The 23,866-nt window shown below is 51.4% G+C and carries 24 protein-coding genes; 11 read left to right on the top strand and 13 right to left on the bottom strand.

The window, feature by feature from the left end:
• Positions 1 to 298 precede the first annotated feature (298 nt).
• Positions 299 to 1,582, top strand: coding sequence for a TolC family protein (locus tag ACYVK4_RS31910; protein WP_461131640.1), 1,284 nt, complete (start codon positions 299 to 301; stop codon positions 1,580 to 1,582).
• A gap of 121 nt (positions 1,583 to 1,703) precedes the next feature.
• On the opposite strand, the gene ACYVK4_RS31915 is transcribed toward ACYVK4_RS31910, so the two are convergent.
• Positions 1,704 to 2,183, bottom strand: coding sequence for a PsbP-related protein (locus ACYVK4_RS31915; RefSeq protein WP_461131641.1), 480 nt, complete (start codon positions 2,181 to 2,183; stop codon positions 1,704 to 1,706).
• A gap of 498 nt (positions 2,184 to 2,681) precedes the next feature.
• On the opposite strand from ACYVK4_RS31915, the gene ACYVK4_RS31920 reads away from it, so the two are divergent.
• Positions 2,682 to 2,939, top strand: coding sequence for a hypothetical protein (locus ACYVK4_RS31920; RefSeq protein ID WP_461131642.1), 258 nt, complete (start codon positions 2,682 to 2,684; stop codon positions 2,937 to 2,939).
• Positions 2,940 to 3,028: 89 nt separating this feature from the next.
• Here the strand turns inward: ACYVK4_RS31920 and ACYVK4_RS31925 are convergent, their stop codons facing one another.
• Positions 3,029 to 3,253, bottom strand: a complete 225-nt coding sequence (locus ACYVK4_RS31925; RefSeq protein WP_461131643.1) for a hypothetical protein — start codon at positions 3,251 to 3,253, stop codon at positions 3,029 to 3,031.
• Positions 3,254 to 4,017: 764 nt separating this feature from the next.
• On the opposite strand from ACYVK4_RS31925, the gene ACYVK4_RS31930 reads away from it, so the two are divergent.
• Entirely contained in the window at positions 4,018 to 4,524 is a 507-nt protein-coding gene (locus ACYVK4_RS31930; RefSeq protein WP_461131644.1) for a Dps family protein, read from the top strand.
• A 214-nt stretch (positions 4,525 to 4,738) separates the two neighbouring features.
• On the opposite strand, the gene ACYVK4_RS31935 is transcribed toward ACYVK4_RS31930, so the two are convergent.
• From ACYVK4_RS31935 to ACYVK4_RS31955, 5 genes are all read right to left on the bottom strand, one after another.
• Positions 4,739 to 5,107 (bottom strand): hypothetical protein, encoded by a 369-nt coding sequence (locus ACYVK4_RS31935; protein WP_461131645.1) that lies wholly within the window; start codon positions 5,105 to 5,107, stop codon positions 4,739 to 4,741.
• A gap of 183 nt (positions 5,108 to 5,290) precedes the next feature.
• Positions 5,291 to 6,631, bottom strand: a complete 1,341-nt coding sequence (locus ACYVK4_RS31940; protein WP_461131646.1) for a hypothetical protein — start codon at positions 6,629 to 6,631, stop codon at positions 5,291 to 5,293.
• Entirely contained in the window at positions 6,631 to 7,104 is a 474-nt protein-coding gene (locus tag ACYVK4_RS31945) for a QcrA and Rieske domain-containing protein (protein WP_461131647.1), read from the bottom strand. The genes ACYVK4_RS31940 and ACYVK4_RS31945 overlap by 1 nt, the downstream gene beginning before the upstream one ends.
• A 34-nt stretch (positions 7,105 to 7,138) precedes the next feature.
• Positions 7,139 to 8,362 carry a di-heme oxidoredictase family protein gene (locus tag ACYVK4_RS31950; protein WP_461131648.1) on the bottom strand — a complete coding sequence of 408 codons (1,224 nt, stop codon included), beginning with the start codon at positions 8,360 to 8,362 and terminating at the stop codon, positions 7,139 to 7,141.
• Between the two features lie 96 nt (positions 8,363 to 8,458).
• Positions 8,459 to 8,845, bottom strand: coding sequence for a hypothetical protein (locus ACYVK4_RS31955; protein ID WP_461131649.1), 387 nt, complete (start codon positions 8,843 to 8,845; stop codon positions 8,459 to 8,461).
• A gap of 115 nt (positions 8,846 to 8,960) precedes the next feature.
• Between ACYVK4_RS31955 and ACYVK4_RS31960 the strand changes: the two genes are divergently transcribed.
• The 8 genes from ACYVK4_RS31960 (at position 8,961) to ACYVK4_RS31995 (ending at position 15,234) form a co-directional block, all read left to right on the top strand.
• A complete protein-coding gene (locus tag ACYVK4_RS31960; protein WP_461131650.1) occupies positions 8,961 to 9,566 on the top strand; it encodes a YceI family protein in 606 nt (201 codons plus the stop codon).
• A gap of 528 nt (positions 9,567 to 10,094) precedes the next feature.
• Positions 10,095 to 10,802, top strand: coding sequence for a low molecular weight phosphatase family protein (locus ACYVK4_RS31965; protein WP_461131651.1), 708 nt, complete (start codon positions 10,095 to 10,097; stop codon positions 10,800 to 10,802).
• Positions 10,803 to 10,865: 63 nt separating this feature from the next.
• Positions 10,866 to 11,192: an ArsR/SmtB family transcription factor gene (locus ACYVK4_RS31970; protein ID WP_461131652.1), complete on the top strand. Its 327-nt coding sequence runs from the start codon at positions 10,866 to 10,868 to the stop codon at positions 11,190 to 11,192.
• Positions 11,193 to 11,257: 65 nt separating this feature from the next.
• A complete protein-coding gene (locus tag ACYVK4_RS31975; protein ID WP_461131653.1) occupies positions 11,258 to 12,121 on the top strand; it encodes an arsenite methyltransferase in 864 nt (287 codons plus the stop codon).
• A 30-nt stretch (positions 12,122 to 12,151) separates the two neighbouring features.
• A complete protein-coding gene (locus ACYVK4_RS31980) occupies positions 12,152 to 12,625 on the top strand; it encodes an arsenate reductase ArsC (protein ID WP_461131654.1) in 474 nt (157 codons plus the stop codon).
• Complete coding sequence (arsB, locus tag ACYVK4_RS31985) at positions 12,618 to 13,676, top strand: ACR3 family arsenite efflux transporter (RefSeq protein ID WP_461131655.1); 1,059 nt, start codon at positions 12,618 to 12,620, stop codon at positions 13,674 to 13,676. Before ACYVK4_RS31980 ends, arsB begins: the two co-directional genes overlap by 8 nt.
• A complete protein-coding gene (locus ACYVK4_RS31990; protein ID WP_461131656.1) occupies positions 13,673 to 14,476 on the top strand; it encodes a metallophosphoesterase family protein in 804 nt (267 codons plus the stop codon). The genes arsB and ACYVK4_RS31990 overlap by 4 nt, the downstream gene beginning before the upstream one ends.
• Positions 14,477 to 14,547: 71 nt before the next feature.
• On the top strand, positions 14,548 to 15,234 hold the full coding sequence (locus tag ACYVK4_RS31995) for a hypothetical protein (RefSeq protein WP_461131657.1): 687 nt from the start codon (positions 14,548 to 14,550) through the stop codon (positions 15,232 to 15,234).
• A gap of 116 nt (positions 15,235 to 15,350) precedes the next feature.
• On the opposite strand, the gene ACYVK4_RS32000 is transcribed toward ACYVK4_RS31995, so the two are convergent.
• The 6 genes from ACYVK4_RS32000 to ACYVK4_RS32025 all read right to left on the bottom strand — a co-directional run bounded on the left by ACYVK4_RS32000 (position 15,351) and on the right by ACYVK4_RS32025 (position 23,813).
• Entirely contained in the window at positions 15,351 to 17,366 is a 2,016-nt protein-coding gene (locus tag ACYVK4_RS32000) for a heavy metal translocating P-type ATPase (RefSeq protein ID WP_461131658.1), read from the bottom strand.
• An 11-nt stretch (positions 17,367 to 17,377) separates the two neighbouring features.
• On the bottom strand, positions 17,378 to 18,004 hold the full coding sequence (locus tag ACYVK4_RS32005) for a hypothetical protein (RefSeq protein ID WP_461131659.1): 627 nt from the start codon (positions 18,002 to 18,004) through the stop codon (positions 17,378 to 17,380).
• A 206-nt stretch (positions 18,005 to 18,210) separates the two neighbouring features.
• Positions 18,211 to 20,259, bottom strand: coding sequence for an NAD(+) synthase (gene nadE, locus ACYVK4_RS32010; RefSeq protein ID WP_461131660.1), 2,049 nt, complete (start codon positions 20,257 to 20,259; stop codon positions 18,211 to 18,213).
• A 27-nt stretch (positions 20,260 to 20,286) separates the two neighbouring features.
• Positions 20,287 to 21,051: a cation transporter gene (locus tag ACYVK4_RS32015; RefSeq protein ID WP_461131661.1), complete on the bottom strand. Its 765-nt coding sequence runs from the start codon at positions 21,049 to 21,051 to the stop codon at positions 20,287 to 20,289.
• Positions 21,052 to 21,487: 436 nt separating this feature from the next.
• Entirely contained in the window at positions 21,488 to 22,447 is a 960-nt protein-coding gene (locus ACYVK4_RS32020; RefSeq protein WP_461131662.1) for a PE-PGRS family protein, read from the bottom strand.
• 130 nt (positions 22,448 to 22,577) lie between these two features.
• A complete protein-coding gene (locus tag ACYVK4_RS32025; protein WP_461131663.1) occupies positions 22,578 to 23,813 on the bottom strand; it encodes a sodium:proton exchanger in 1,236 nt (411 codons plus the stop codon).
• Positions 23,814 to 23,866 lie beyond the last annotated feature (53 nt).

Here is a 23,866-nt window from a genome sequence, read left to right on the forward strand (position 1 = left end):
CGGATTTAAACGATAATGACTTAATCACTTAGTTTATCCCTGTTTTCAGAAATTAGTGATTGATTTCTATGTATGATTTCCTTCGCTTCTGCTATCCGATTTGACAAAAAAAGTATACCTGTTGGTGTGCCATGAGTGGGTTGCTGAATGGTAGTATTCGCGATTTGACTACGCAAATACTACTTACTAACAAGGGCAGTGACTTTCACTTTTTAAGGTATATTTGTTCAATGAATTATTTACGGCATCTTTACCAGTTGACGTGTTTATTTTTATTGGCAAAATACTTGAGATAGGGATGATATTTAAAAAAACGCTTTGTTTCCTGCTGTGTATTTTTGCTATTCGCTTCATAGCTTCCGCTCAAATTCCGCTTACGCTCCGGGAAGTTCTTCAGCAAGTCCGCACCAATAGCCCCACCTTACGCGTCGAGCGGTTGACTATTGCGGCTGCACAAGCCGATCAGGTTACAGCCAACCTACGACCCAATCCCATTTTAAATAACCAAACGCTGTTTCAGTTAAGCTCCGCTCAAGTACCAACGCTAACGGCGGAACAAAGCCCTGGTGTATTGAGTCGGCAACGGCGGCAGTTCTGGTTACAGGCGACTAAAGAATTCGACATTTTCAACAAACGCCAGGCACGCAACCGCTTTGCCGAGGCAACGACCAACCTGACTTTTCGGAGCGTAGCCGAAACCGAACGCGGACTCCTGTTTGAGGCCGCCAACCGATACTTGGATGCCCGGTACGCTCGCATCCAGCTTGAGTTGCTCCAACAGGCCAAAAATAACGCGGATACACTCGTCCAACTCAACCGGGTACGGCTGCGCGACTTAGTCATTAGCAGCACCGACTTACTCCGTACTCAATTAGTAGCCGAACAATATGGTATTCAGATCAACACGGCGCGGCAGGAACTGCACAATCGCTTAAACGAGTTAAGACTTGTTATTGGCTCGGTCGATAGCGTCAGTGTGATGATGAACGACTCACTGGTAAACACCAGTTTTCTTAAGGCAATTGCCAGCAGCCCGGTCGATAGTGTACTGAGGCTGGCCATGACTGATCGCACTGACATCCGGGGTGCCGAAGCTAACCTGGAAACGGCTCGACGTAATGTAGACCTTCAACAGGTCTTAGCTCGCCCGCGTAACGAAGCTGGTTTTATTTGGAATCCTCAGAATACAGTACCTTACGCCGGGGTCTATCTGACCCTGGAATTACCGGTTTATAACCGGAATCAAGGTGGGATTCAGAAATCGAAAGTATTACAGGAACAGGCTGCACAATCTGTTTCCTTTTTGCAAACTCGTGTCAGGTTAGAAATACAAACGGCGTATCAATCCTTTCTAAGCAGCCGCCAGAACGTAGACCGTTTTACGGGTATCCGAGCCGATGCTAACCGGGTACTGGCCTCGGTACGCTATGCTTACCTGCGCGGAGCCACGACGCTCATCGACTTACTACAGGCTCAAAGTGCCTGGTTCGACACCCAAACAGCGTATTATCAGGCTGTTTATAGCTACCATCAGAATTACATTCGATTGTTATACGCAACGGGACAGATCAGTATCTATTAACTGTTTACCGTCAGTCGAGCAATGCTTTTTGGGTTCTAGTAAGCATCAGTTCAGTCAATGAGTGCACACCGCCGGAGTGATCGTGACCGCCGCTCAAGTCGGTCGTGATGGCTACATTCTATTACTTAATGCGGAGGCTTAAACAAGCTTTCTGAACTTCACCGGCTGAATGCTGAAAGTAGGCTTGATTACCAAAGCATCGAATAAAATACAGCCGATTATTTTTGGCGAAGCCATAGTTTATCATTCGGATCAGGCCTTGACGCGGGCTAGTAAGCGCTAGTTGCACGACTTGTCCGGTTAGACCACCGATCGTAATGGCCTGATTTCGTTCAATCTTAACATCGTTCGATATACTCCGTGCTATAGTTATATCATTCTGCATAGCACTGGTTAATTCACTGACCGCTATACCGGGCAATACTACGACTTTCATTTCAGCACATTCAGCCGGATTGGTTTTAGGCGAATAAGCCCCGGTATAAGCAGGTGTGTGTTTAGTGTCTTTAACAATAGACCACCCTTTCGGAAACTGGATCGAATAGCCATCGACTTCATTGGTGTACAAACCACGTTGTACAAATATTGTTAGGAATAGCAAGAATGTATTGAGTAGCATCATTGGCCAACGCACCACAGGCGGTTGTTAAAAATTTCATTGAAAGAATAAACAAACTGTGAATATGTTGGCGATGAAGATGAATTAGCAAAGAAAGCCATTAAATTTAATGGCTTTCTAACTTCGTGCCTAGCAGTACCAGGTGTCATAGATCCCGGGAATGTGAAAAATTTTCAATTAAACGCTTCCCGATACGATCGATTGTCAACTAACCGACCCAACGTATAAATTTGGCGATATATTACGGGATCACGGGAAACTAAAATCTCTTTGAGCGTTGTTTTACCGTATTGCTGGCTTAACCTCTTTGAATGGACCTTGGATTACTAGTTAACAGTTTATCAAATAGTATGGAGTTAGATCCACTACTCACGCAATTATGTTATACACTCTATTGATATAAGGTCCAAGTGATAAAAGTAATGTGATCCTTCCTCTGACAAGTTCACGGGTTGGTTAACATTTTATCGTATTACAAGTATGGAAAACCAGTATGATTACTCATTTCTCACCGATAGCTTTGACATCGCTTGTCAGGCAATACGGGATACCGAGTGGGTAACCAACCCTGCCGATTCGTCAAATTCAGATAAAGGTATTATTCGCCTTGGCGAAACTGTATGGCTGCACAGGGCTCATTTAGGAACTGGGGCATGGCAACAGGCTCGATTGGCTGATAATACATTACGTTATATTCAGCATGATGATTTTACCTATGAGCAGCTTGATAGTGAGTAATAATTCTGTTATAAGAACATTGCGTTACAAAGAAGGGGATGTATCATGATGATACATCCCCTTCTTTGTAACGACCTTACCTTGATAAATTAGGCTACCGTATCGCTGTGGCCGCTGGTATCATGCGTTTCAGCGTGATGTTCAGCCGCAGCCTCCGCGTGCTGATCCGCTAAATTATGGTGGCCATAGGCCACGTAAGCTTCGTGGGCTTCTTTCTCGTGCTCGCCTGCTTCGTGCAGTTCCTGGGCTTTCTGGTGATGCTTGGCTGCTTCGCCAAAGTGATAAGCTGCTTCTTTATGATGATCGTGTGCCATGATAAACTGGATTTTGTTATTGGTTAGTTAATGGTTTTTAGGGTAAAATTGTTTAACGATTATCGCTCAGGAAACTGACGGAAGATTACCTTTCTATAAACTAGGGTTGTCAGCCTATTTTTTCACCCCTTCAAAACTCAATAGTTTGTATGAATAGTATTTATTGGTCTTACGGCATTTATTCCTTTTTTATCGGTGTCCTTATTTTCTGTATTGTTTTGGTTGGTCATCGCTGGCGCAACCGAAGACGATAGTTTGGAGGATTGGTGTAAAATAGGATGCCACATACTAATTTTTTGGCAAAAAAACGTTCGTGAGTTGGTTGAGTAAGCAAGCTCTCTACAAGGATACACTAGGCGAAAGAAACGCAGGATGACCAGCTCATTCAAACCCGGATCGATTGCGACTGCGAATAGTAAGCAACGGCCTGTTTGCAGGAATCCGCCAGATGGGAGTCCCTATAGCACACTGGACGGTGATTGTGTCGATACCTGCGGTCAGGGTGTCCATCTCTAAGAACGAAATGCTGGAATTAGCCTTCCGTTCTTAGAGATTTGCCAAGAAATCTGCCGGATGGGTGGAGAAGCATGTAGCAAACAGGCTCACGACTACTGCCGGGGATGTGCCCAGGCTTACCGAACGCGCGGAAGCCTGCCATCAACATCATGAAAAATTACGCAGACGTCAACACGACCGATCCTATGGCAACCACTCATCAAAGCACCCGTTTCGCCGAACCACGCCTTCACTAGGAGGGCAAAATTTTGCAAGCTTTTGAAACGGTACTTAAACGAGTACCCCTTTCCCTGGAAGAAACTATCCGCCAAAGCAGTGTACAGTCCCTCGACCAGATACTGGCTGATACCGTGACTTTACGTGACCTTTATAAAAAGCACCACTGGCAATTAGTTGGGCCTACGTTTTATCAACTTCATTTGCTTTTCGATAAGCATTACGAGGAACAGTCCAAATTAGTCGATGCCATTGCGGAACGGATACAACTTTTAGGCGGATTGAGCATCGCAATGGCCGCAGACGTGGCTGAGATGACCAAAATTCCCCGCCCTCCACGTGATCGGGAAGAAGTGCCGGTACAAATTTTGCGCCTGTTTGAGGCCCATGAGTTGCTGTTAGCCGAAATTCGTGAGGCTGCCAAACAAGCGGATGAAACGGGTGATGAGGGTACCAACGACTTGCTGGTTAGTCAGGTGCTACGGACGAACGAATTACAGGCGTGGTTTGTGTACGAACACATCGTCGATACCCCCTGACCAAAGCCGAATAGCCGTAGATAAGACCTATCGTTCAGCCATACAACGCCCTGGAGGAGGAGAACATAAGAAACCTGGGGCGAAATGAGGAATCTTCTACCTTAAAGTAAGTTTGATCATCTTTTAATGCAGAACCATCGGCTAAAGGAGAACCAATACGTGCAAAACCAGAATTTGCTTAACCGGCTTACACCAAGTTTTTTTATATTCTTTACTAATCCTTGGTTACTTTAAACCGGCCCGGACTTGCGACCAGCATTCGGTCACCGATCATATCGGCTAAATGAACAGAGTCTGCCCGTTCCCAAGTAGTAACCAATTGGCCAGCATGGTTATAAAGGAAAAAACCTGGCCCTTTCTTTTCTTGATTCAACAGATAGACGATGAACACTTCTTGTCCCCAGTAATGCGCCTGATGGACTTCCCAGGTATTGGCATTGGTTGGGAAAACGCTTATCTCCTGGATCATTCGGTTCAGCCAGCGCAGTTTACGGGTAGGCTGGTCGCACCAGTGACGATGAGTCAACGGCCTGATCGATTGGCAGGACAACAGGCCCAGCGTGAGACAAAACAAAAACTTCATATGAAAACGGTTTAGGAATAGTCATAGCCTCTTGTAAGTGATCAGAATTTCATAACGACCATGGCAGCCCTAAAGGCGGCAAACGTTGTATAAGCTGCCGCCCGATGGTACGGTATTAGATCGGGGCTTTGTGTTTCATAGAAAATAAACCCCAACGGCTAGCAGCCATTGGGGTGAGTAATGTTAGAAGTAGGTCGAAAAACCAAACTGAAACCCGGCTGTGCGGGCGGGGGGATTGCCCAGTAAATCGGTTTGCCAGTGGTAGCGGTAGTTACCCCGAATCACCGTCGTAGGCGAAGGCCGGAAGCTCAGCCCCGGCACGATAGCCCATAGATCATCCCGCAGCGGATCCCCCGTTTCGGCGAATGTACCCACGTTGTAATCAACCCGCTCCACGCGCAGAGCCGCGTTGACAACGGCTTTTTTCCAGCCAAACATGGTCTTCTTCACCAACGGATGCACGATGTCAATCCAGCCGCCCTGCTGCATCCGGCCAAATTGCTGGGTGTAGGTGGCGGGGACGTTGATGCTGGCCCACACGAATTCGCTGTTGATAAATGTACCCGTAGGCAGGGTTGTGTTGAAATCCAGTGCCCACACATCGACCCGCCGACGTTGATCGAGTACCAGCCCATCAATCTGGAATTTATTGTACACCCCTCCCATCCACGACAGGCCGATTTCGCCCCATTTGCGTCGTTTGAAGGCCGTTTTGAGGGTAACTAACGGCACTCCATTGAAGCTCTCATCGAAGCGGTCACGGTTGGCTTTGGTGGCGGGCAGGAACGTGCGGTTCTGGCCGTTGGCAATGATCTGATCATCGAAGCCATTGGTCAGGTACGCTTCGTACGCCCATACCCAGTTGGCGGTGTATTTCTTGCCATATAAGCCAAAGCCCACATTGCTCCAGGTGGAGGGAATAATCGTCACCGACGAAATGGGCCGGTCGATAAACTCCCACTTGGGGCCATCGTGGTTCTGGTTGAAGGAACCAATCGGATTCATGATGATGCCCCCGCGCAGGTTCAGCAACGGAGTCAATTCGATGTCCATGGCGGCAAACTCGATGTTGATTTCCTTCGTGCCGTCCTCGAACTCGATCTCGGAGAGAAACTTGATCCGCCGGTTGATGCTCGATGCCAGGAAGATGGTCATCCGGCGGGCCTGAAACGAAAGGCCATCCGTCTTGCCATTGGTTTGTATATACTGGGTGTTGGCTTCCAGATAGCCCCCAATCGACACGGGGGCCTTCGTTGACGTCAGAAAAGGCCGGTCATACGTAGCATCCATATTAATCTTTAGGGCTCCCTTCTCCTGTTTACCCTTGCGAAGCGTCGAATCCCGGTAAAACAAGTCGGCAAACGCTTTGGGCATGGGGGTCGAATCAGTGGGTATCGGCTTGGTCACGGTCACCGCCGTAGCCGCCGTAACCGAGGTTGAAACGGGTCGGGCCGCGTCAGGCTGGGCATAAGCCGCCAGGTGTATCAGTGCAGACCCAATCAAAAAATAAAGTGTTCTCATCATCAGGCAATATTGATGTAGATGTACTGTTCGTCGGTTGTCACAGTGTATCGCTTCAGGCTATCCTCGGCGGGGCCTTCCGTTACCCGACCATCGGTGTCGTATTCGCTGCCGTGGGCCGGGCACGACAGGTAGCCGTCGTGCGCGTTGAGGTCATTGCCCTGATGGGTGCATTGCATCAGTACCGCCGTGAAGTTGTCGCCCCCAACCCGGCGCAGATAAATCGGGTGGGTCTGATTCTTCATTTCGACCACCATAAACGGGCGTTGCCGTTTGCCGTTGGGATCAAGGTCAAATTCTTTCTTGCTGATCTGAATCGCCCAGCCTTTGATGCGCGGAGCCTGGGCGTAATAGACGCTCGCACAGCTCGTCAGGGCGGCCGTCAGCACGGATGTACTCAGGCAGGCCATACCGCAGGTTTTCAGGACCGCCTGCCGCAGGAAGTCCTGTCGGTTTAATGTTACTTCTTTTTTCATAAGAGAAAGGCTCGGACTGGCGAGCCAGGTGAGGTTAGAGAGTGTCTAAGAAACGAAGCAGCTTACCGCGTTCGGCTTCAGCCAGTTTGGCGTACTTTTCCACGCTGCGGCTGGCTTCCCCGCCGTGCAGCCGGATGGCCTCGTCTACGGAGTGGGCGCGACCATCGTGGAGCAGGAATACCCGCCCCCCCTGGGAATTTTGCGACAGGCCCAGGCCCCACAGGGCGGGTGTCTTCCATTCGGCGGTTTTAGCTATCCCTTCGGTATAGCCGTCGTCAAGGCCCGCACCCATATCGTGCAGCAGCAGGTCGGTGTAGGGTGAGAAAGTCCGGTTGGCCAGCACGGCTACATCCGATTGCCCTGTTTTCCAGTCGGGCGTGTGGCATTTGCCGCAATCCAGGCTGATAAACAGTTGCTTACCCGCCACTACCATCGGGTCGGCGGGGGTACGTTGCAGGGGCACTTTTAATGTTCGCAGGTAAAATACCACCGCATTGACCTTTGCCGACGATACCTCCGGGTCATCTACGCCGTCACCAGCCTGCCCGGATACATTGTAATTGATCGGATCTTCGGAATCAAACTCGGAGGTAATGCCCATATCCTGCTTGTAGGCGTTGACGGTCTGATGCAACAGGTCTATAGCTGCCGCCTTCTTGCCGAACCGCCCAACGTACCTGTCGTTTTGTTCTTTATGGAACCACTGCGGTTTGAAGTAATGGGGAGCATGAATCCAGTTGGGTACGCCCGAAATACCGTCCCCGTCCCGGTCGGTCGGGTCGGCATTTGTCAGAATCTGCTCGTCGGAAAGGGCGGCCAGCAGGCCCAGTCCTGTATTGGCGGGTGGGGTAAACTTAGAGAAGACCGCACCCACAGGCAGTAATTCGGCGGTATGGCCCGGAATGGCCCGGTTTTGCAGTTGGGGGCCACCCTGCCCCATAAACTGATTACCCGTATCATCGTGCTGTCCAAAGCGGGTGAGGGTGGTGAAGGGCGTTCCTTTCCCATCACCGGCATGGCAGGAGCCGCAGGAGCTGGCAACGAAAATAGGCCCCAGGCCTGTGGCCGGGGTGAAAATGTCGCGGTTGAAGGCGGCATCACCCAGCGCAAACAGGGCATTCTGTTCCGGGGTTAGCTCGGCAATTGGCCCGTCGAGCAGGGCATCGTCGGCAGGAGCCGCTGGCAATAGCGCTTCGCAGGCCACTGCCACGAGCACAATTACCGAAAGCACTAGATAGAGTAGTGTTATCTTCTTCATCAAAAAGCAGGAAAAAAGTGAATACAGTGGCACCGTACACCCCGGTCGTCATGAACCAGTGGCTATTCAGTGCCAGAACCAGACCGGAAGGGCCTGTTAATGCCGGAAAGAGAGCGGGGAGGGCGGGCCGCGCAGCGTGGGGCGGGCCAGGCATACCGTCCGTATCCTGTATGTAGGGGCAGCAGGAACGGAACGGATAATAAAGCGCACCAACAGCAGCAGAAAGGCGATCAGTAGCGCAAACGTGGGTACGAACGCTGCGTTGCTGACCGCATCCAGCAGGAGCAATTCGTGGGTCGTGTGCGGGTTAGCCGACAACGGACAGGATTTGCTAAAGAGGTTGTAGGGGTGTGCGTGGGTAATGATCTGTCCGTTGGCCAGCCGGTGTGCATGGCGGAACAGCACCGAGTTGATTTGCATCAACAGGAGTAAGCCCAGCAGGAGCCGGGCAATCCGTTGCCGTATGGGCGCGTGTGCTAACAAGTTGCGGTTGAAGCCATTGGGCGCAATCTACAGAAAATTTGTATAGGTACAATTTCCTATTCATTTCAACGTTTGCGTACATTGCACTATACAGGATGTACCTATCTCTTCTGAAATGAAAATTCTCTATCGACTGGCCACTATTCTACTCCTCACAGTTGGCACAATGGCCACACGTAGTAAACAGACAACGTCCGCAGACACGTATAAAGTAGATGTATCGAAGAGCAGCCTGCACTGGAAAGCCAGAAAGGTAACAGGCGAGCATATGGGTACAGTAAAGCTCGCCGATGGCGCATTGCTATTCGATGATAACAAGCTGACGGGTGGCCAGTTTACCTTCGACATGAACAGCATTGTCTGCACCGATTTGACCGATCCGGAATACAACGCTAAACTGATCGGCCATCTGAAGTCCGACGATTTCTTCTCAACAGGCAAGCACCCGACTTCCTCCTTTACGATCACGAAGGTGATGCCGAAGGGAGCCACCACGTACCTGGTAACGGGTACTATGCGTATCAAAGGGATTGCGAATGCTGTAACATTCCCTGTTCGGGTGAAACAAGATGGAGCGACGGTGGAAGCGCAGGGTAAAGTGACGCTCGACCGAACCCAATACGACATCAAGTACGGCTCAACATCTTTCTTTGACGCCCTTGGCGACAAAGCGATCTATGATGATTTTGATATTGAACTGAAACTAATAGCCAACAAGTGAGCCATTTGGTTAGCTAAATTCAACTAAAAATAGCGAAAAGCTCCCAATACGTCTTCTGGTATAGGTTGCGTAGCCTTTTACTTAGGGACCATTCATAAGTATATCCGTACAGATTCCCCTCCTACTTGACCAACCGTTTCTGTTCGAAAAAGGGTATTTAAATCATTTAATAACGTCATCATCATTGCCTATCAATGAAAGGTTTGCGGTAATACCAACACGGCTAAATCCGTCCAATCAAACAATGTTATTTTTAATCAGGATCACACCCGTAAGCTTCTAGCTAAATTGGACAATTATTAAAAAGCTCATCGTCTTATAAAAACGCTCCCGCTTGAGACGTAGGAGGGTTTATGTGTGTGCTTATTAAACGGGGCGTTTAAGGAGATACTCAGATGACTGATTAAGCAATAATATACATAGTCGGACGAACGATTACTTATAAATGTTACACTAATAGCAAATTAATCGTAACTTTACGATGAAACAAATTTCGTGTCTGGAGATAACAATATTTAATACTGTGCTATGAAGCTTTTCAGCCTATTACCATTATGCTTACTGATTACAACCGCTATCTTCTTGGGCAATGATACCGACAAAAAAGTGGTACTGAATAGCTCTCTAACGACCTACATCAACGGCATTAAGCAGGACTTTTCAAAAATCCCCCAAGACCGCAAAACTGAATTAGAAAAAATTGCGGAGTTTATTCAACAGAAGGTAAACGCCAAAGAGCCTGTCCAACTAACTTACATCTGTACCCATAATTCTCGGCGCAGTCATTTCGGCCAACTATGGGCAGCAACAGCCGCTGCTTATTATGGCGTTCCGGGCGTGAAAACCTTCTCAGGTGGAACGGAAGTCAGTGCCTTTAATGAACGGGCAGTAGCGGCCTGCAAAAGAGCGGGATTTGATATTAGCAAAGCATCAGAAGGACCGAACCCAGTGTATGCTGTTACTTACGCATCGGGCGCAGAACCCATTAAAGCGTTCTCCAAGAAATACGATGATGCCAGCAATCCCCCGAGCAATTTCCTGGCGATCATGACTTGCTCACAAGCCGATAAGGCATGTCCCATTGTGAAAGGCGCAGCCCTGCGGGTAGCAACGCCTTATGACGATCCGAAAGCTTTTGATGGCACACCCCAGGAAACCGCCAAGTATGACGAGCGGTGCAAGCAAATTGCTACGGAAACCTTTTACGTTTTTTCCAAAGTAAAGGTGGCTATTTAACCAGCTTATAGATTTTATTCATCGCAATATTGCAATGAACAAAAAACCTGTTACCTTTGGAACATGGGACTGACCAAAACCGAGATATTCACCGAGGAACAAAATCGCATCGCCGATCTGGCAAAGGCATTTGCTCATCCGGCACGGGTAGCTATCCTACAATTGCTGGTGGCCAGGAAAGCGTGCGTCTGCGGAGATCTAGTAGACGAGCTGGATTTGGCCCAGGCAACCGTTTCACAACACCTAAAAGAACTAAAACGCATTGGCATCATTCAGGGCGAAATCCACCCGCCCCGCGTATGCTACTGCATTAATCCCCCCGTATGGGAGGAAACTCAACGCGTATTCGGAGCCTTGTTTGATACGTTCGTACCAGTGACCTGCTGTTAATCAATCGGCAGGTGTTTTTTTGCCTAAGTCAATCGTAATATTACATTATACCAATAGAAAAATATATGGAAACTGCCGAGCAAATCAAAGAAGTCGTGCGCCAGAAATATGGCGCGATTGCTGAACAACCAGATGCCAATAGCTGCTGTGGGCCAACATCCTGCTGTGGCCCCGAAATTGATGCCAACGTGCCAATTGTCATGTCCCAGGATTACCAGGAGCTGAACGGCTATGTGGCCGATGCTGATTTAGGTTTGGGCTGTGGCCTGCCCACACAATTCGCCCAGATCAAACCCGGTGATACGGTCGTGGATTTGGGTTCAGGAGCTGGTAATGATTGCTTTGTCGCTCGCGCTGAAACCGGCAAAACGGGCCGAGTGATCGGTCTGGATATGACTCCGCCCATGATTGACCGCGCCCGCAAGAATGCGAAAACCTTGGGCTTTACCAACGTCGAGTTCGTCTATGGCGACATCGAGGATATGCCTTTGCCGGAAAATCTGGCCGACGTGGTGGTGAGCAATTGCGTGATGAACCTGGTTCCTGACAAACAGAAAGCCTTTTCGGAAACCTACCGCATTTTGAAGCCAGGTGGCCATTTCAGCATTTCCGATATTGTGCTGAAAGGCGACCTACCCGAAGGCTTGCAACATGATGCCGAAATGTATGTGGGCTGCGTATCAGGAGCCATCCAAAAGGATGCTTATCTACAACTCGTACAGGATGCCGGGTTTACTACCATCCAGATTCAGAAAGAGCGGGAAATCGGCTTGCCGGACGATGTACTGCAAAAATTTCTGTCAGCCGCTGAGATTGCCGACTACCGTCAGCAAGACCGGGGCATTTACAGCGTAACCGTATTCGCGCAGAAGCCTGCCGACAGTTCGACCGCTGCCGCAGCCTGCAAACCGGGTTCGGGCTGCTGCTAATCAAGGAACAACGATAAAAAGAAAAGCCTTATGAAAAATATCCTAGTGCTTTGCACGGGCAATTCCACCCGTTCCCAGATCGCCCACGGCTATCTGCAACATTTCGCCGATACGGCGGGCCGGGGTGAGAGCGCCCAGGTTTACAGCGCGGGCGTTGCTCCCCACGGGGTCAATCCCCTAGCGATTCAGGTCATGGCCGAGGATGGCATTGATATTTCCCATCACACCTCTAACCACGCCGACGAATACACCAGTCTACCGCTCGATTACGTGATTACCGTCTGCGACAATGCCCGCGAACAATGCCCGTTCTTTCCATCCACAGCCAAGAAGGTGCATCATAGCTTCACCGACCCGTCCCACGCCCCAGGCCGGTCCCGCTCCGGCGTACCGGCCGGTGCGGATGATAAGCTGGCGCAGTTTCGCGCGGTACGCGATGAAATCAAAGCGTACAGCCAGCAATTCATCGAGGAAAACGTAACGAGCCAAGCCACCCATGCCTAAACTTTCGTTTCTCGACCGCTTTCTAACGCTGTGGATCTTCCTGGCCATGCTGATCGGCGTAGGTATCGGGTATTTCTTCCCGCAGTCGCAAGGCTTCATCAATCAGTTTAATTCCGGCTCGACTAACATTCCCCTGGCTATTGGCCTAGTGCTGATGATGTACCCGCCGTTGGCTAAGGTGCGTTACAGCGAGTTACCGAAGGTGTTTGCCAATACCAAAATCCTCGGTCTGTCACTGCTGCAAAATTGGATTATCGGCCCGCTGTTAATGTTCGGTTTGGCGGTCGTCTTTCTACCTGATAAACCCGAATACATGACCGGCCTAATCATGATCGGCATTGCCCGCTGCATTGCCATGGTGATCGTCTGGAATGATTTGGCCAAAGGTGATCGGCTTTATGCTGCTGGCTTGGTAGCTTTCAATAGCATTTTCCAGGTGCTGTTCTATTCGGTCTACGCCTACGTGTTTATTACGGTGCTGCCGCCCTTGTTCGGGCTGAAGGGTTACACCGTCAATATCACGATTGGCGAAGTAGCCAAGAGCGTTTTCATCTATCTGGGGGTGCCATTTCTGGCCGGGTTGTTCTCGCGGATCATCCTGACCAGGCTGTTCAGCCGCCAGTGGTACGAGGAACGCTTTTTGCCCGCCATTAGCCCTATAACGCTGATTGCACTACTGTTTACCATCGTGGTGATGTTCAGCCTCAAAGGGCAGTTGATCGTGTCCATCCCGCTCGATGTGGTGCGCATCGCCATTCCGCTGACGATCTATTTTGCCATCATGTTTTTTTCGGCCTTCTACCTCTCGAAACGAGCCGGAGCCGATTACGGCAAATCTACGTCGTTAGCCTTCACCGCAGCGGGCAACAATTTTGAGTTAGGCATTGCGGTGGCCATCGCTGTTTTCGGCATCAATTCCGGCGCGGCCTTTGCCGCCGTGGTTGGCCCGCTGATCGAAGTGCCGGAGCTGAATCTGATGGTCAATTTTGCGCTGAAACAAGAGAAGAAGTTTGCACCTCACTACACAAAAGCCTTTCAAAAACACGCATGAGAATTGCCCTGTTTTCGGACATTCACGCCAATCTGCCCGCGCTCGAAGCGGTATTGGCCGACATTGACACCCGCCAGCCTGACGCGGTGTATTGTTTAGGTGATCTGGTCGGTTACAACATCTGGCCGAACGAAGTGATCCGCACCATTCGCCAACGTGGTATTCCGACGATTGCCGGGAATTATGATTATGGCATCGGTCGAGCCTCCGACGATTGCGGATGCGCCTACAAAGAGGAGCAGGAAAAGGCCAATGGCAACGTGTCCATTGCCTATACTAATGCTCAAGTAGGTAATAATGAACGAAACTATCTGCGTACGCTCCCAACCCATATTCGGGTGGAATTTGAGCTGGGCAATGACCCCGAACATCTTTGGCAGCAACAAACCCCATTCACGCTGCTGCTGGTGCACGGCAGCCCCCGGCGCGTAAACGAATATCTGTTTGAGGATCGGGGCGACCGCAGTTTGGGCCGCGTGATCGAGGGCGCGGGAGCCGACATGATGTGCTTTGGCCATACGCACAAACCCTTTCACAAAGTGGTGAGTGCCGAAGCAGAAGGCCAGGAAACCTATTGGCGACATGCCATCAACATTGGTTCCGTGGGGAAACCAAAGGATGGTGATCCGAGGGCCGGTTATGTGCTGCTGACCATCGACGAAACGGCCCGGCCCGGTTCACGCGAAGGGGTGGCCGTGGAATTTGTGCGCGTTGCCTACGATGTAGAAAAAGCGGCCCAGGCCGTTGAACAAAGCGAATTGCCCGATGCCTACGCGGAAGCCTTGCGCATCGCCCGTTGATCGCCCTACCCGACCGCTCCTAAACCTCCCAGCGTATGAGAAAGATTCTCTATTGGTTCGCCATTCCTGGGATGCTGTATTTTGTCGCAGCTCCCGGCCTTGCTCAGTCGAGCAATAAGTATCTAATCGATTACACAAAGGAGGGGGCATGGCGATATACCAGCGTCAGAGAAACACCCTACCAGAGCAACGGACGCGTAATTCAGCACCAATTAACCGCGCTGGGCAAGAAGCTCAATCATTTGTCGGTGGTCGATGCCCCGGCTTATTCAAAGCTCCAGGGCGATTTACACGGGTATTTGCAACGGCTCGAAAACGATTCCCCAGATTATGGCCGGGCAGAAGTGTATCATTCCGTTTTACTGCGCCTGATGCAGTTCGAGGAGTCGATTAAAGAAAGCCTAATCGAGAACATGCAGCGCGATCCGCGCCCAACAGCCGCCGACGCTGCAAAACCGGATGAAGGACAGCAAGCCGCCGTACTACCGTATGCGTTGCTCTTTCGTCGGCAGGATCACCGCTCCAAGCTAGTGCATATTGTCATCAGTGGGAAAGTCACTATCCTAAAGCATGGCCCCACTTATTGCCTAGTGCGGTGCGGCCCTCACGAAGGATATTTGCACAAAGCAATGATCCTTCGTGAGGGCCTTTCCTCGTCGCTTTTCATAGCTACCTTGTTCACATGCATACGCATGTATGCATGTGAACAAGGTATGACAAATGATGCATCCACCGTCGCTCAGAAGGAGCGTTTTTAGTAACGGCATTAACAACTCAAATACCTACTTAGTCTGCAATCGAATAGGCTCCGCCTGGTCTAAACGGCAGGCTTAAGCGAGTCTTCCAAACATTGAAGACTCGCTTAAGATGATTACTAAAATTTCATGTTTTGAATCCGTACTGCGTTTAAAATAGCTAGCATGGCTACACCCACATCGGCAAATACGGCTTCCCACATAGTCGCTAGCCCACCAGCGCCCAGCACGAGCACAATGGCTTTGACAACCATCGACAAGGTGATGTTTTGCCAGACGATCCGGCGGGTAGCCCGGCCAATCTCGACTGCCGTGGCGATTTTGGCCGGTTCGTCGTTCTGAATAATCACGTCGGCGGTTTCGATGGTGGCATCCGAGCCAAGTCCGCCCATCGCCATGCCGACATCGGCCAGTGCGACCACCGGCGCGTCGTTCACCCCATCGCCAACAAAGGCCAGCTTTGCTTTAGGATTGCCTGCTAAGTCCGCTTTAAGCCGTTCCACTTCACGAACCTTGTCTTCGGGTAGCAAATCGCCGTGCCATTCGTCAATACCGACCTGTTTGGCAACGATCTCGACTACGGCTGATTTATCACCCGATAACATAACGGTGCGAATTCCATCGGCTTTCAGGCGTTTGACGGCATCAGCGGCATCGGCTTTTACTTCGTCGGCGATGGTGAAATAGCCCGCAAACGTTCCATTTATTGCCGTCATGACGATTGTAAACGGAATTTGTGTGAGGGCTTCATCAAAGGATACATTGAATTTTCGAAGTAGTTTAGCATTACCGGCTAAGACCTCTTTCCCTTCGACGGTCCCTTTCAGCCCATGTCCGGCAATTTCCTCTACGTTTTCAACGGTCGACGTCTCATATCCCTTTTCCCCGACGTGGACACGGGCATAGTCGATGATGGCGGTCGCGACGGGGTGAGTCGATTTGCTTTCCAAGGCCGCCGTCAACCGGGCCAGTTCGGGCGCTTCGATGCCCAATGGCTTAACTTCCTGCACCTTAAACACCCCCTTCGTCAGCGTTCCTGTTTTATCCATCACAACCACTTTAAGCTGGGTCATTAAGTCCAGAAACACGGAGCCTTTGAACAGAATACCCTGCTTGGAACCAGCCCCAATACCGCCAAAGTACCCCAGCGGAATGGAAATCACCAAGGCACAGGGACAGCCGATGACCAGGAAGACAAGTCCCCGATAGAGCCAGTCGCGGAATTGATAATCCCCAACAAAGAAATACGGCACGACCGTAATCAGCACCGCCAGCAAACAAATGATTGGGGTGTATATTTTAGCAAACTTGGCAATAAACTCCTGCGTTTGGGCTTTGCGACCGGTTGCCTGTTGCACAAGTTTGAGAATTCGGGACAGCTTGGAGTCTTGATAAAGCGTGGAGACATCCATCTCGACCAGAGACTGCCGGTTAATCATCCCGGCCAGTATCGCTTCTCCCTTTTGAATGGTTCGGGGAACGCTTTCGCCCGTCAAAGCAGCTGTATCAAACGAGCCACTGTCAGATCGCATGGTGCCATCTAAACCCACTTTTTCGCCGGGTTTCACCTGTACGACATCCCCTATAGCAACTAAAGCCGCTTTCACCGTTTGTGCTACTCCATCACGCAACACTGTCACCTCATCGGGTCGTACATCCAGCAGCGACTTAATGGAACGGCGGGCTCGCAGTACGGCTGCATCCTGAAACAATTCACCGATTGTATAGAATACCATGACGGCAACACCTTCCGGATATTCGCGAATGCCAAAAGCGCCCAGTGTTGCAACGCTCATCAGAAAGAATTCCGTGAACACGTTCCCGCTTATAATTCCTTTCCAGGCCCGCTTCAGCACAGGCCACCCAACGGGCAAATACGCAATAACATACCAAATGAACCGAATGGGGTCTTTGAACCACGGGAATGACGAGTCGGCTTTAGCGAAATGATCCAGGGCAATACCACCGAGTAAGAGAACCAGACTGGTGATGACCGGCGCATACGTGCGCCAGGTTTGCTCTGGCCCCTTTTTTGCCGGGGCGGCATCCGCTGCCGGGGTTGTGCCCTCCTCGATCAAGGCGACATCATCCTCGTCGTGCTCTTCCTCGTCTGTATGATTTTGATCGTGTGCCATATAAATTGCCTTTAGAATTCAATAAAAAAATTAAGTACGGCCAGCCCGACGAGCGTTAGGCTAGTCATCAGATTTTCATTATGCTCAAACCAGTGCGGATCGACCCGTCGTAAGCCACGCCGGCCTACGGTTACCATGATGAGCATCCCCGACAAGGTAACAACATTATAGATGAGTGTCACCAGCAACACAGCTTGCCAACCTTTGGCACCGGCGCTTAAAAAATAAGCTTCGATCTCAAGACAGGGCGATAAAAACATGGCCAGTCCCAGCGAAACCAGCAACGCACCAAACGAACGGGTTTTCCGCGTAGCACCGGCATTGATATGGTCATGCACATGCCGATGACGCACATGTTGCATCAAATACCAGACTCCCAGTGTGAGTAAGAGTAAGGGAATGACTCGTTCTGAAAGACTATGATAATTCTCAGCTAATTGCCAGCCAGCCAAACTGACGAATAGTCCCAACAGACTGGTGCTGACCGTATGGGCCAGTCCAGCCACCGCGGTGACCAGTAGCAGTTGCCGCTGTGACCATCCTTCTGCCTGGCCAATCGTTACAAAGGGTAACCAATGGCTTGGAATAAGCGCGTGTAGAACGCTTAGCAAAAGGCTACCCGTTATCAGTGCTTGCATCAGTGTAATCAATATACAGGTCGTTGCTCCGACCCTTTCTACCCTATCTGAACGATCCATCAATCCCGATGTTTACAAGCGCTAAATAGGTCCCGACTTGAGATCATTGACCTACTTTTTTACTCGTTGAAACGTTTGCTCGCCCGTCCCCAGGATTATTCTCTTTGTTTATCTTCGGTTTGACGATTCATCACAACAACCTGCTCTTAGATCGAAGCAAACATATCGGCAAGCTCCCGCTCGAAACCACCCGACAGAATCGGGAAACGGCACCAGGAACGCGGATCTAGATTGTGATCGTCCAGCATGAAGGAAGGCGCGTAGCGTTCGCGCTTCCACTGGTTGCGGCTCCACAGTTTGAAAAAACGCTCCACCCACACCGCTAATTTGGCCCGTTCGTACCGATCCGTATACCGGCTTTCCAGCAGCAAGAGCACATCCAGCGGGGCTTGTTTGTCCCGAATGGCCGCGTTCTCAATGGAATTGAGCACATCGTAGGGCATCAAATCATCTTCGTCGGTTTGCTTTTTATCCAGTGGCCGCAGTTCCGCCGTGGGTTGCAGGTTGTTGACCGCATGAAGCCCCTTGACCCGAATCAGCTCATCGTCCCCGACCGGCCCCGAGCCCTGACTGGTACGATCAATGGGAATGGTCTGGTTTTTAACATTGAGCCCCACTGTTTCCAGCCAGCGTAGCCAGCCCCGCAGAAAATGCTTGTCGATGCCGGTAATGGGCGAAATACTGCCCGCCGTATCGCCGTCCATCGTGGCATAGCCCACCGCTGCTTCCGAGCGGTTCGACGTGCTCAGTAGCAAGGCGTTCTTCAAATTCGCGATCAGCCAAATGCCCGGAGCGCGCACCCGCGCCTGAATGTTTTGCAAGGCAATGTCATCGGTGTCCCAGGAGAGCACCCGGCCAAATTGCTCTTCGATCAGGCCGCGATAGGTTTCCACCAGGCCGTTGATGTTGATGCGCAGAAACGTCGCGCCAATGTCGTCGGCGAGCTGTTTGGCTGAGTTGAACGTATCATCGGAGGAATTTTCCGTGCCCTGATACATGACCGTCAGCAATTGGCCGATCATCGCTTCGGGCGAATCGCAATCCTGAATGGCCCGGATATAGGCCAGCTTTTTCTTGACCCCATCCAGACCGATCGTTACCACCGCCATGCGGATCATTAAATACACCGTGACCGCAATGGCCGAGGAATCGGCCCCGCCACTGAGCGAAAGTACATAGCCCTGCGAACGGCTCTTGCGCAGGTAATCGAACAGCCCCAGAGCAACCGCCCTGGCAAATTCTTCTTCTTTCAAATAGCCGCCCTTCTCCCAGGCTTCCAGTTCCGCTTGCTGCACCAAGGGTGCCACCCGTGGCCAGTCAAACCGCTCAACCACCCGCAATTCAGGATGCATCCGGGTCAGGTTGCCCCGGCTCTGCACCTGGCTCAACCGGGTTTGCTCGACATCCACTACCGCCGGAACGATCACAAAATCTTCGTAGCTGAGCCGTGCCCCTGACACCAGCAGCACCCCATTGGAGGCTACCATCGCATCCCCGTCATAAATCACCCGACCGGCCTCATTACCAAGCAAATTGGTATAGATGTAGCTCACCCCAAAAGCCCGCGAGGCATCCACCACCAACCGTTCCCGTACTTCGGACTTGAAGAAGGCAAAATGGCTGGCCGACGGATTGAGGATAATATCCACCCCCCGATCATAAAGACTTCGCCCCGGTCGCCCGGCGATCCAGGCATCCTGGCAGATTTCAAAGCCAATGCGAATACCGGAAACGTTGAAAAGCAGATCACCGATGGGATAGGCCGTTGCTTCGTCCAGTAGGGTCAACTCATCGCGCACCCCAGCGGGCCAGGGCTGAAACCATCGTTCTTCGTAATGAATGCCATCATTGGGCAAATGCTGTTTGCCCACAAATCCCAGGATGCGCCGGTTGCCTATCAGGCATGCCGTGTTGATGGTTCGGTTGCCGTGGCGCATCGGCAGGCCGACCGATACGAGTATATCCGCTGTATGTGGCACAATATCGAGTAGCGAGCGAATGGCCTGGGCGATGGTGTTTTGGGCGTAAAACGCGTCTTCGCAGCCATAGCCCGAAATGCAGAGTTCGGGCAGACAAAGCAGGCTAATCTGCTGAGCGCGGGCCGCATCAATGGCGTTGATGATGTTTTGGGTATTGTGCGCCCAATCGAGCGGAGTTTGATTCAGGGCGCCAGCGGCTACTTTGATGAGTTTCATAAGCGAATCGGTTTGTGATGAATTGGCTTATTTAGCCAGCTGGAAGATACGCAGCGCCCCCCGTGCCACGACCACGAAAATCGCCAAACCGATTATCAAATCAGGATAAGGCGAATGGGTCAGATACACTAGGCCACCGGCCAGGATGACGCCCAGATTCACCACAATATCATTTGAGGTGAAAATTTCACTGGCCTGCATGTGCGCTTTGTCACTCTTTTCGCGTCGCAGTAGAAACAGGCAGATCGAATTGCCGATCAGGGCCAGCAGGGACACGCCTACCATCAACCCGAAATCGGGCAAGGCTTCGCCCGCGATGAACCGGCGCACCACTTCTACCAAGCCCCCAGCGGCCAGAATCAATTGCAGATAGCCACTGATGCGGGCCACCTGTTTTTGGGCGCTCACCGCTTTACCGACCGCATAGAGCGCCAGACCATACACCAGGGCATCGGCCAGCATATCCAGCGAATCCGCTACCAAGCCCATCGAATCGGCCAGGATACCCGCTAAAACTTCCAAGCCAAAAAAGAACGCATTGATGGCCAGTACCGTCAGCAGCAACCGCCGGTCGCGGGGAGCTTCTTCGGTCAATTCGGACAGGTCCGCCTCTTGCGTGCTGAGCAGGGAGCTATCTAGGCGTAAATCCGCCAAGGCGCGCGTGATCGGCGCGGCATCCCCATGGTGCAGCACCGTCACGTTGCGGTTGGGAATATCAAACTGAAGCTGTTCAATCCCCGACTGATCGGCCAATTTCATACGAATGAGCTGTTCCTCGGAGGGACAGTCCATCTTGGTGACTCTGAAAATGGATTTGTTCATGGCTATCAGGGAAACAGAGTACATCTAATCAGTTGCTCAATTGGGAGAGATTGAGGCGAATCGTCCTGTTGACTTATCCATTCCGATGGTCCGATTGTTTTCGGGCGCTGTAATGCGCTTGTTTAGATAAGGTTCCGGTGGGTTTTGTCTGTTTTGTTTTTGGTGGGGGTTGATACCCTCCCGTATTACGGTGCACGCGTTTTCTGGATCGTTTCGTTGGGATGATCCACCCCAGTAAGATGACTAGTCGCCATAGACTCCATCCCAAGACTCCGATCCCAATGACCGCCCCGAACAGCATTTTAAAAGCAATTAGGTACTGAATCATGCGAAAGCGGTTTAGTAAACACCCCCTGGTTTGACTGCCGATCTGGGATCAACCTGCTGGCTTGTCAGGTGGGATAGGTTAACGTCGTTTATAGTAATTCAGGGTCACTGAGCTCGCATTGCCTCGCTCGCTCAGGGTAAAAAAGCCAGTTCCCGTTTGATCAAACGCTACCGCTTCTCCCTGTGGTTCAATTAAATAGGGTAGTGAGCGCGGGGACTGGTTCAGTAGCGTGGCGGCAAGGCTTGCCGTACCCGTTCGTTGCCAATAAAAAATTCCCACGTACGTCTTAAGCAAAATATGCGTGCCGTCCGGGGAGATGTTCCCTGATGTGACCAGACTCAGCGGCAGTTCGCCTTGAAAGCTGGCAGTCGTGGGTTGGGTGGTATTCTGCGGGTAAGGCAGTTGATACAGCCGAACTTTGGCTTCGGCTTTGGTAACAATCCACACATCCCGGGTTAAGGGATCAAGCAAAATGGTTTCGGCATCCCGTGGTCCATCCGGATAAGTAAACGCGATCTGATCCACTTGTTTAATGGCTTCCGTGGCCGTTTTGGGCTCTTCAAACCGATAGATGTAGTTGACCGCGTTCGTTTTTGCATTATCGCCAATATCGGCCAGGTACAAATACGAAAGGCCTGGTTGAGGACCTGGGCCAATCGCCAGATCCTCCCAATCCCGGTTTTGGACGCCGGGCAGGGGCAGTCGGGCCACCAGTTTGCCTTGATAAGAGAGTAAGTTTATCTGGGCTGGATTACCGCTGTCCTCCTCCACCCATAAATTCCCCTTCATGGTCCGGCTGTCGGCAATACCTGAGGCTTCGTCCAACAAACCGGCTTGGATGGCAACCTCTTCCGGCGGGATGTTGACCGTAAAGTCAGGATCAACTGGGTTGGTTGATCCACAGCCAGCCAGTAGACCAACCAGGTTCGCATACAGCAGGAATCGACCCCACCAGCTGGCAATCGGAATAGGGCGCATGAACCTTGCCTGCGCCGTGGTCGCAGGCTTACGGGGTATTTTATCTAGTGAGTAATGCATCGATGTGAGTGAATAAAAGTACGCCCCTAAAGAGCGGGGGAAGAAGTTTATAAAAATGGGTTTGACGCCGAGCGTCTCCTGAGTGGCGTCAAAACAGGCCTACTTAGCCTGGTCGTTCACCCCTGTACGCTTACTGGTCTGGGGCCGGTAAGGACGATCCGGTCCACAGTTGCGTCACGACCACTTTAAGATGAGCCCGGTTGCTAATGACCAGGACCGACGCCAGCGCCAGATAAGCCCAGCCCAAATAGGTTAGCGTAGCGACCTCCAGGGCTGGGTTGTCCTGAAAGTGAAACGCCAAAAGAAGCTGAACGCTAAACAGGAGCAATAACGCCGTTGCATGCCCGAGCGTGAGTCGTAGGCCAAGCAGTAAGGCTACCCCAAACAAGGATTGGGCAGCCGTTAGAAAAAACTCTTCGTGCTGACGAGCGTCCAGGGGCAGTGCTAGCCAACCGGCCGCCCCGGCGCTCATAGCCAGCGGCAGCATACCCACCAGCAAGGTCCATTGGTTTATTTTATCGCTGATCATGGCCGCCAGTCCGCTAGTGGCCCGCCCGGCCAGCACAAACAGGACAGCAATCGAAACAGTGGGCGCCTCACTGGCCAGTGGTGCTAGCCATTGGATAAGCAAAAACTCATCAACGCCCAGTTGGCGACCGGCCAGTACGATGGATTCCGCAAACGGTTCCGCACTGACCAAAATGACGGTTCCCGCCACCAGGGTGAGTCCGCCTATGATTCCCCACTGCTGCCGGGGTGGTAAGGTCAGTATGGCTGCTGCCGGGCCGGGTTCATCCGCCTCGTCTTCATCCGTCTTGGATAAACGGCTAACCCGCCAGAGATAGCCGCCGAACAGACAACCCAGGATGACGGTATCCAGCAGGTCGATCCGGTTTTTGAAGACGATGACAAAGGCGTATAAACTGGCCAGCAGCAGGAACCCAATTTCCAGCCGGTTCCCGGGCGAGAGCACAATGGCCGACTGACGGGTTTTGTACCGGTTTAGCAAAACCATCAGGGGCCAGGCCAGGCCCACCAGTAAGCGGTTGGCACCGGTCATGTTCGCGGCGGCATAGTGAACATTCAAGGATTGCGGGTCACGACCCGCTTCAAAGGCATAATAAAAATCGACAGCGTATTCGGGCAGTACCGTAATTAAGGCCACTAAAGCCAGGATTAGCCCTTGCGCGATAAACCGCTCAGCGGTTTCCGCCCCCCAGGACAGCATAAAACCAGCCGCCAGGATGGCACTGCCAAACAAGCCAACTGCCAGCAGCGGGGCAGGATACCAGCTGCCCAGTCGCATGATCAGCGCGGGTAGGGTGACTGCCAGGGCGATGAATAGGTACAGAACAAATGTGCGCATGGCCAACAGGAAATGGGGTTGGGAGACTTATTGGTTGATCAATTTTTATTGAA

The organism is Spirosoma aerophilum (genome assembly GCF_054782495.1).

Bases quoted from the DNA above. Each gene is read 5' to 3' on its own strand.
- ACYVK4_RS31910 (WP_461131640.1), top strand. From the start codon at position 299: ATGATATTTAAAAAAACGCTTTGTTTCCTGCTGTGTATTTTTGCTATT.
- ACYVK4_RS31920 (WP_461131642.1), top strand. From the start codon at position 2,682: ATGGAAAACCAGTATGATTACTCATTTCTCACCGATAGCTTTGACATC.
- ACYVK4_RS31925 (WP_461131643.1), bottom strand. From the start codon at position 3,253: ATGGCACACGATCATCATAAAGAAGCAGCTTATCACTTTGGCGAAGCA.
- ACYVK4_RS31935 (WP_461131645.1), bottom strand. From the start codon at position 5,107: ATGAAGTTTTTGTTTTGTCTCACGCTGGGCCTGTTGTCCTGCCAATCG.
- ACYVK4_RS31940 (WP_461131646.1), bottom strand. From the start codon at position 6,631: ATGATGAGAACACTTTATTTTTTGATTGGGTCTGCACTGATACACCTG.
- ACYVK4_RS31945 (WP_461131647.1), bottom strand. From the start codon at position 7,104: ATGAAAAAAGAAGTAACATTAAACCGACAGGACTTCCTGCGGCAGGCG.
- ACYVK4_RS31950 (WP_461131648.1), bottom strand. From the start codon at position 8,362: ATGAAGAAGATAACACTACTCTATCTAGTGCTTTCGGTAATTGTGCTC.
- ACYVK4_RS31960 (WP_461131650.1), top strand. From the start codon at position 8,961: ATGAAAATTCTCTATCGACTGGCCACTATTCTACTCCTCACAGTTGGC.
- ACYVK4_RS31965 (WP_461131651.1), top strand. From the start codon at position 10,095: ATGAAGCTTTTCAGCCTATTACCATTATGCTTACTGATTACAACCGCT.
- ACYVK4_RS31970 (WP_461131652.1), top strand. From the start codon at position 10,866: ATGGGACTGACCAAAACCGAGATATTCACCGAGGAACAAAATCGCATC.
- ACYVK4_RS31975 (WP_461131653.1), top strand. From the start codon at position 11,258: ATGGAAACTGCCGAGCAAATCAAAGAAGTCGTGCGCCAGAAATATGGC.
- ACYVK4_RS31980 (WP_461131654.1), top strand. From the start codon at position 12,152: ATGAAAAATATCCTAGTGCTTTGCACGGGCAATTCCACCCGTTCCCAG.
- arsB (WP_461131655.1), top strand. From the start codon at position 12,618: ATGCCTAAACTTTCGTTTCTCGACCGCTTTCTAACGCTGTGGATCTTC.
- ACYVK4_RS31990 (WP_461131656.1), top strand. From the start codon at position 13,673: ATGAGAATTGCCCTGTTTTCGGACATTCACGCCAATCTGCCCGCGCTC.
- ACYVK4_RS31995 (WP_461131657.1), top strand. From the start codon at position 14,548: ATGCTGTATTTTGTCGCAGCTCCCGGCCTTGCTCAGTCGAGCAATAAG.
- ACYVK4_RS32000 (WP_461131658.1), bottom strand. From the start codon at position 17,366: ATGGCACACGATCAAAATCATACAGACGAGGAAGAGCACGACGAGGAT.
- ACYVK4_RS32005 (WP_461131659.1), bottom strand. From the start codon at position 18,004: ATGCAAGCACTGATAACGGGTAGCCTTTTGCTAAGCGTTCTACACGCG.
- nadE (WP_461131660.1), bottom strand. From the start codon at position 20,259: ATGAAACTCATCAAAGTAGCCGCTGGCGCCCTGAATCAAACTCCGCTC.
- ACYVK4_RS32015 (WP_461131661.1), bottom strand. From the start codon at position 21,051: ATGGACTGTCCCTCCGAGGAACAGCTCATTCGTATGAAATTGGCCGAT.
- ACYVK4_RS32020 (WP_461131662.1), bottom strand. From the start codon at position 22,447: ATGCATTACTCACTAGATAAAATACCCCGTAAGCCTGCGACCACGGCG.
- ACYVK4_RS32025 (WP_461131663.1), bottom strand. From the start codon at position 23,813: ATGCGCACATTTGTTCTGTACCTATTCATCGCCCTGGCAGTCACCCTA.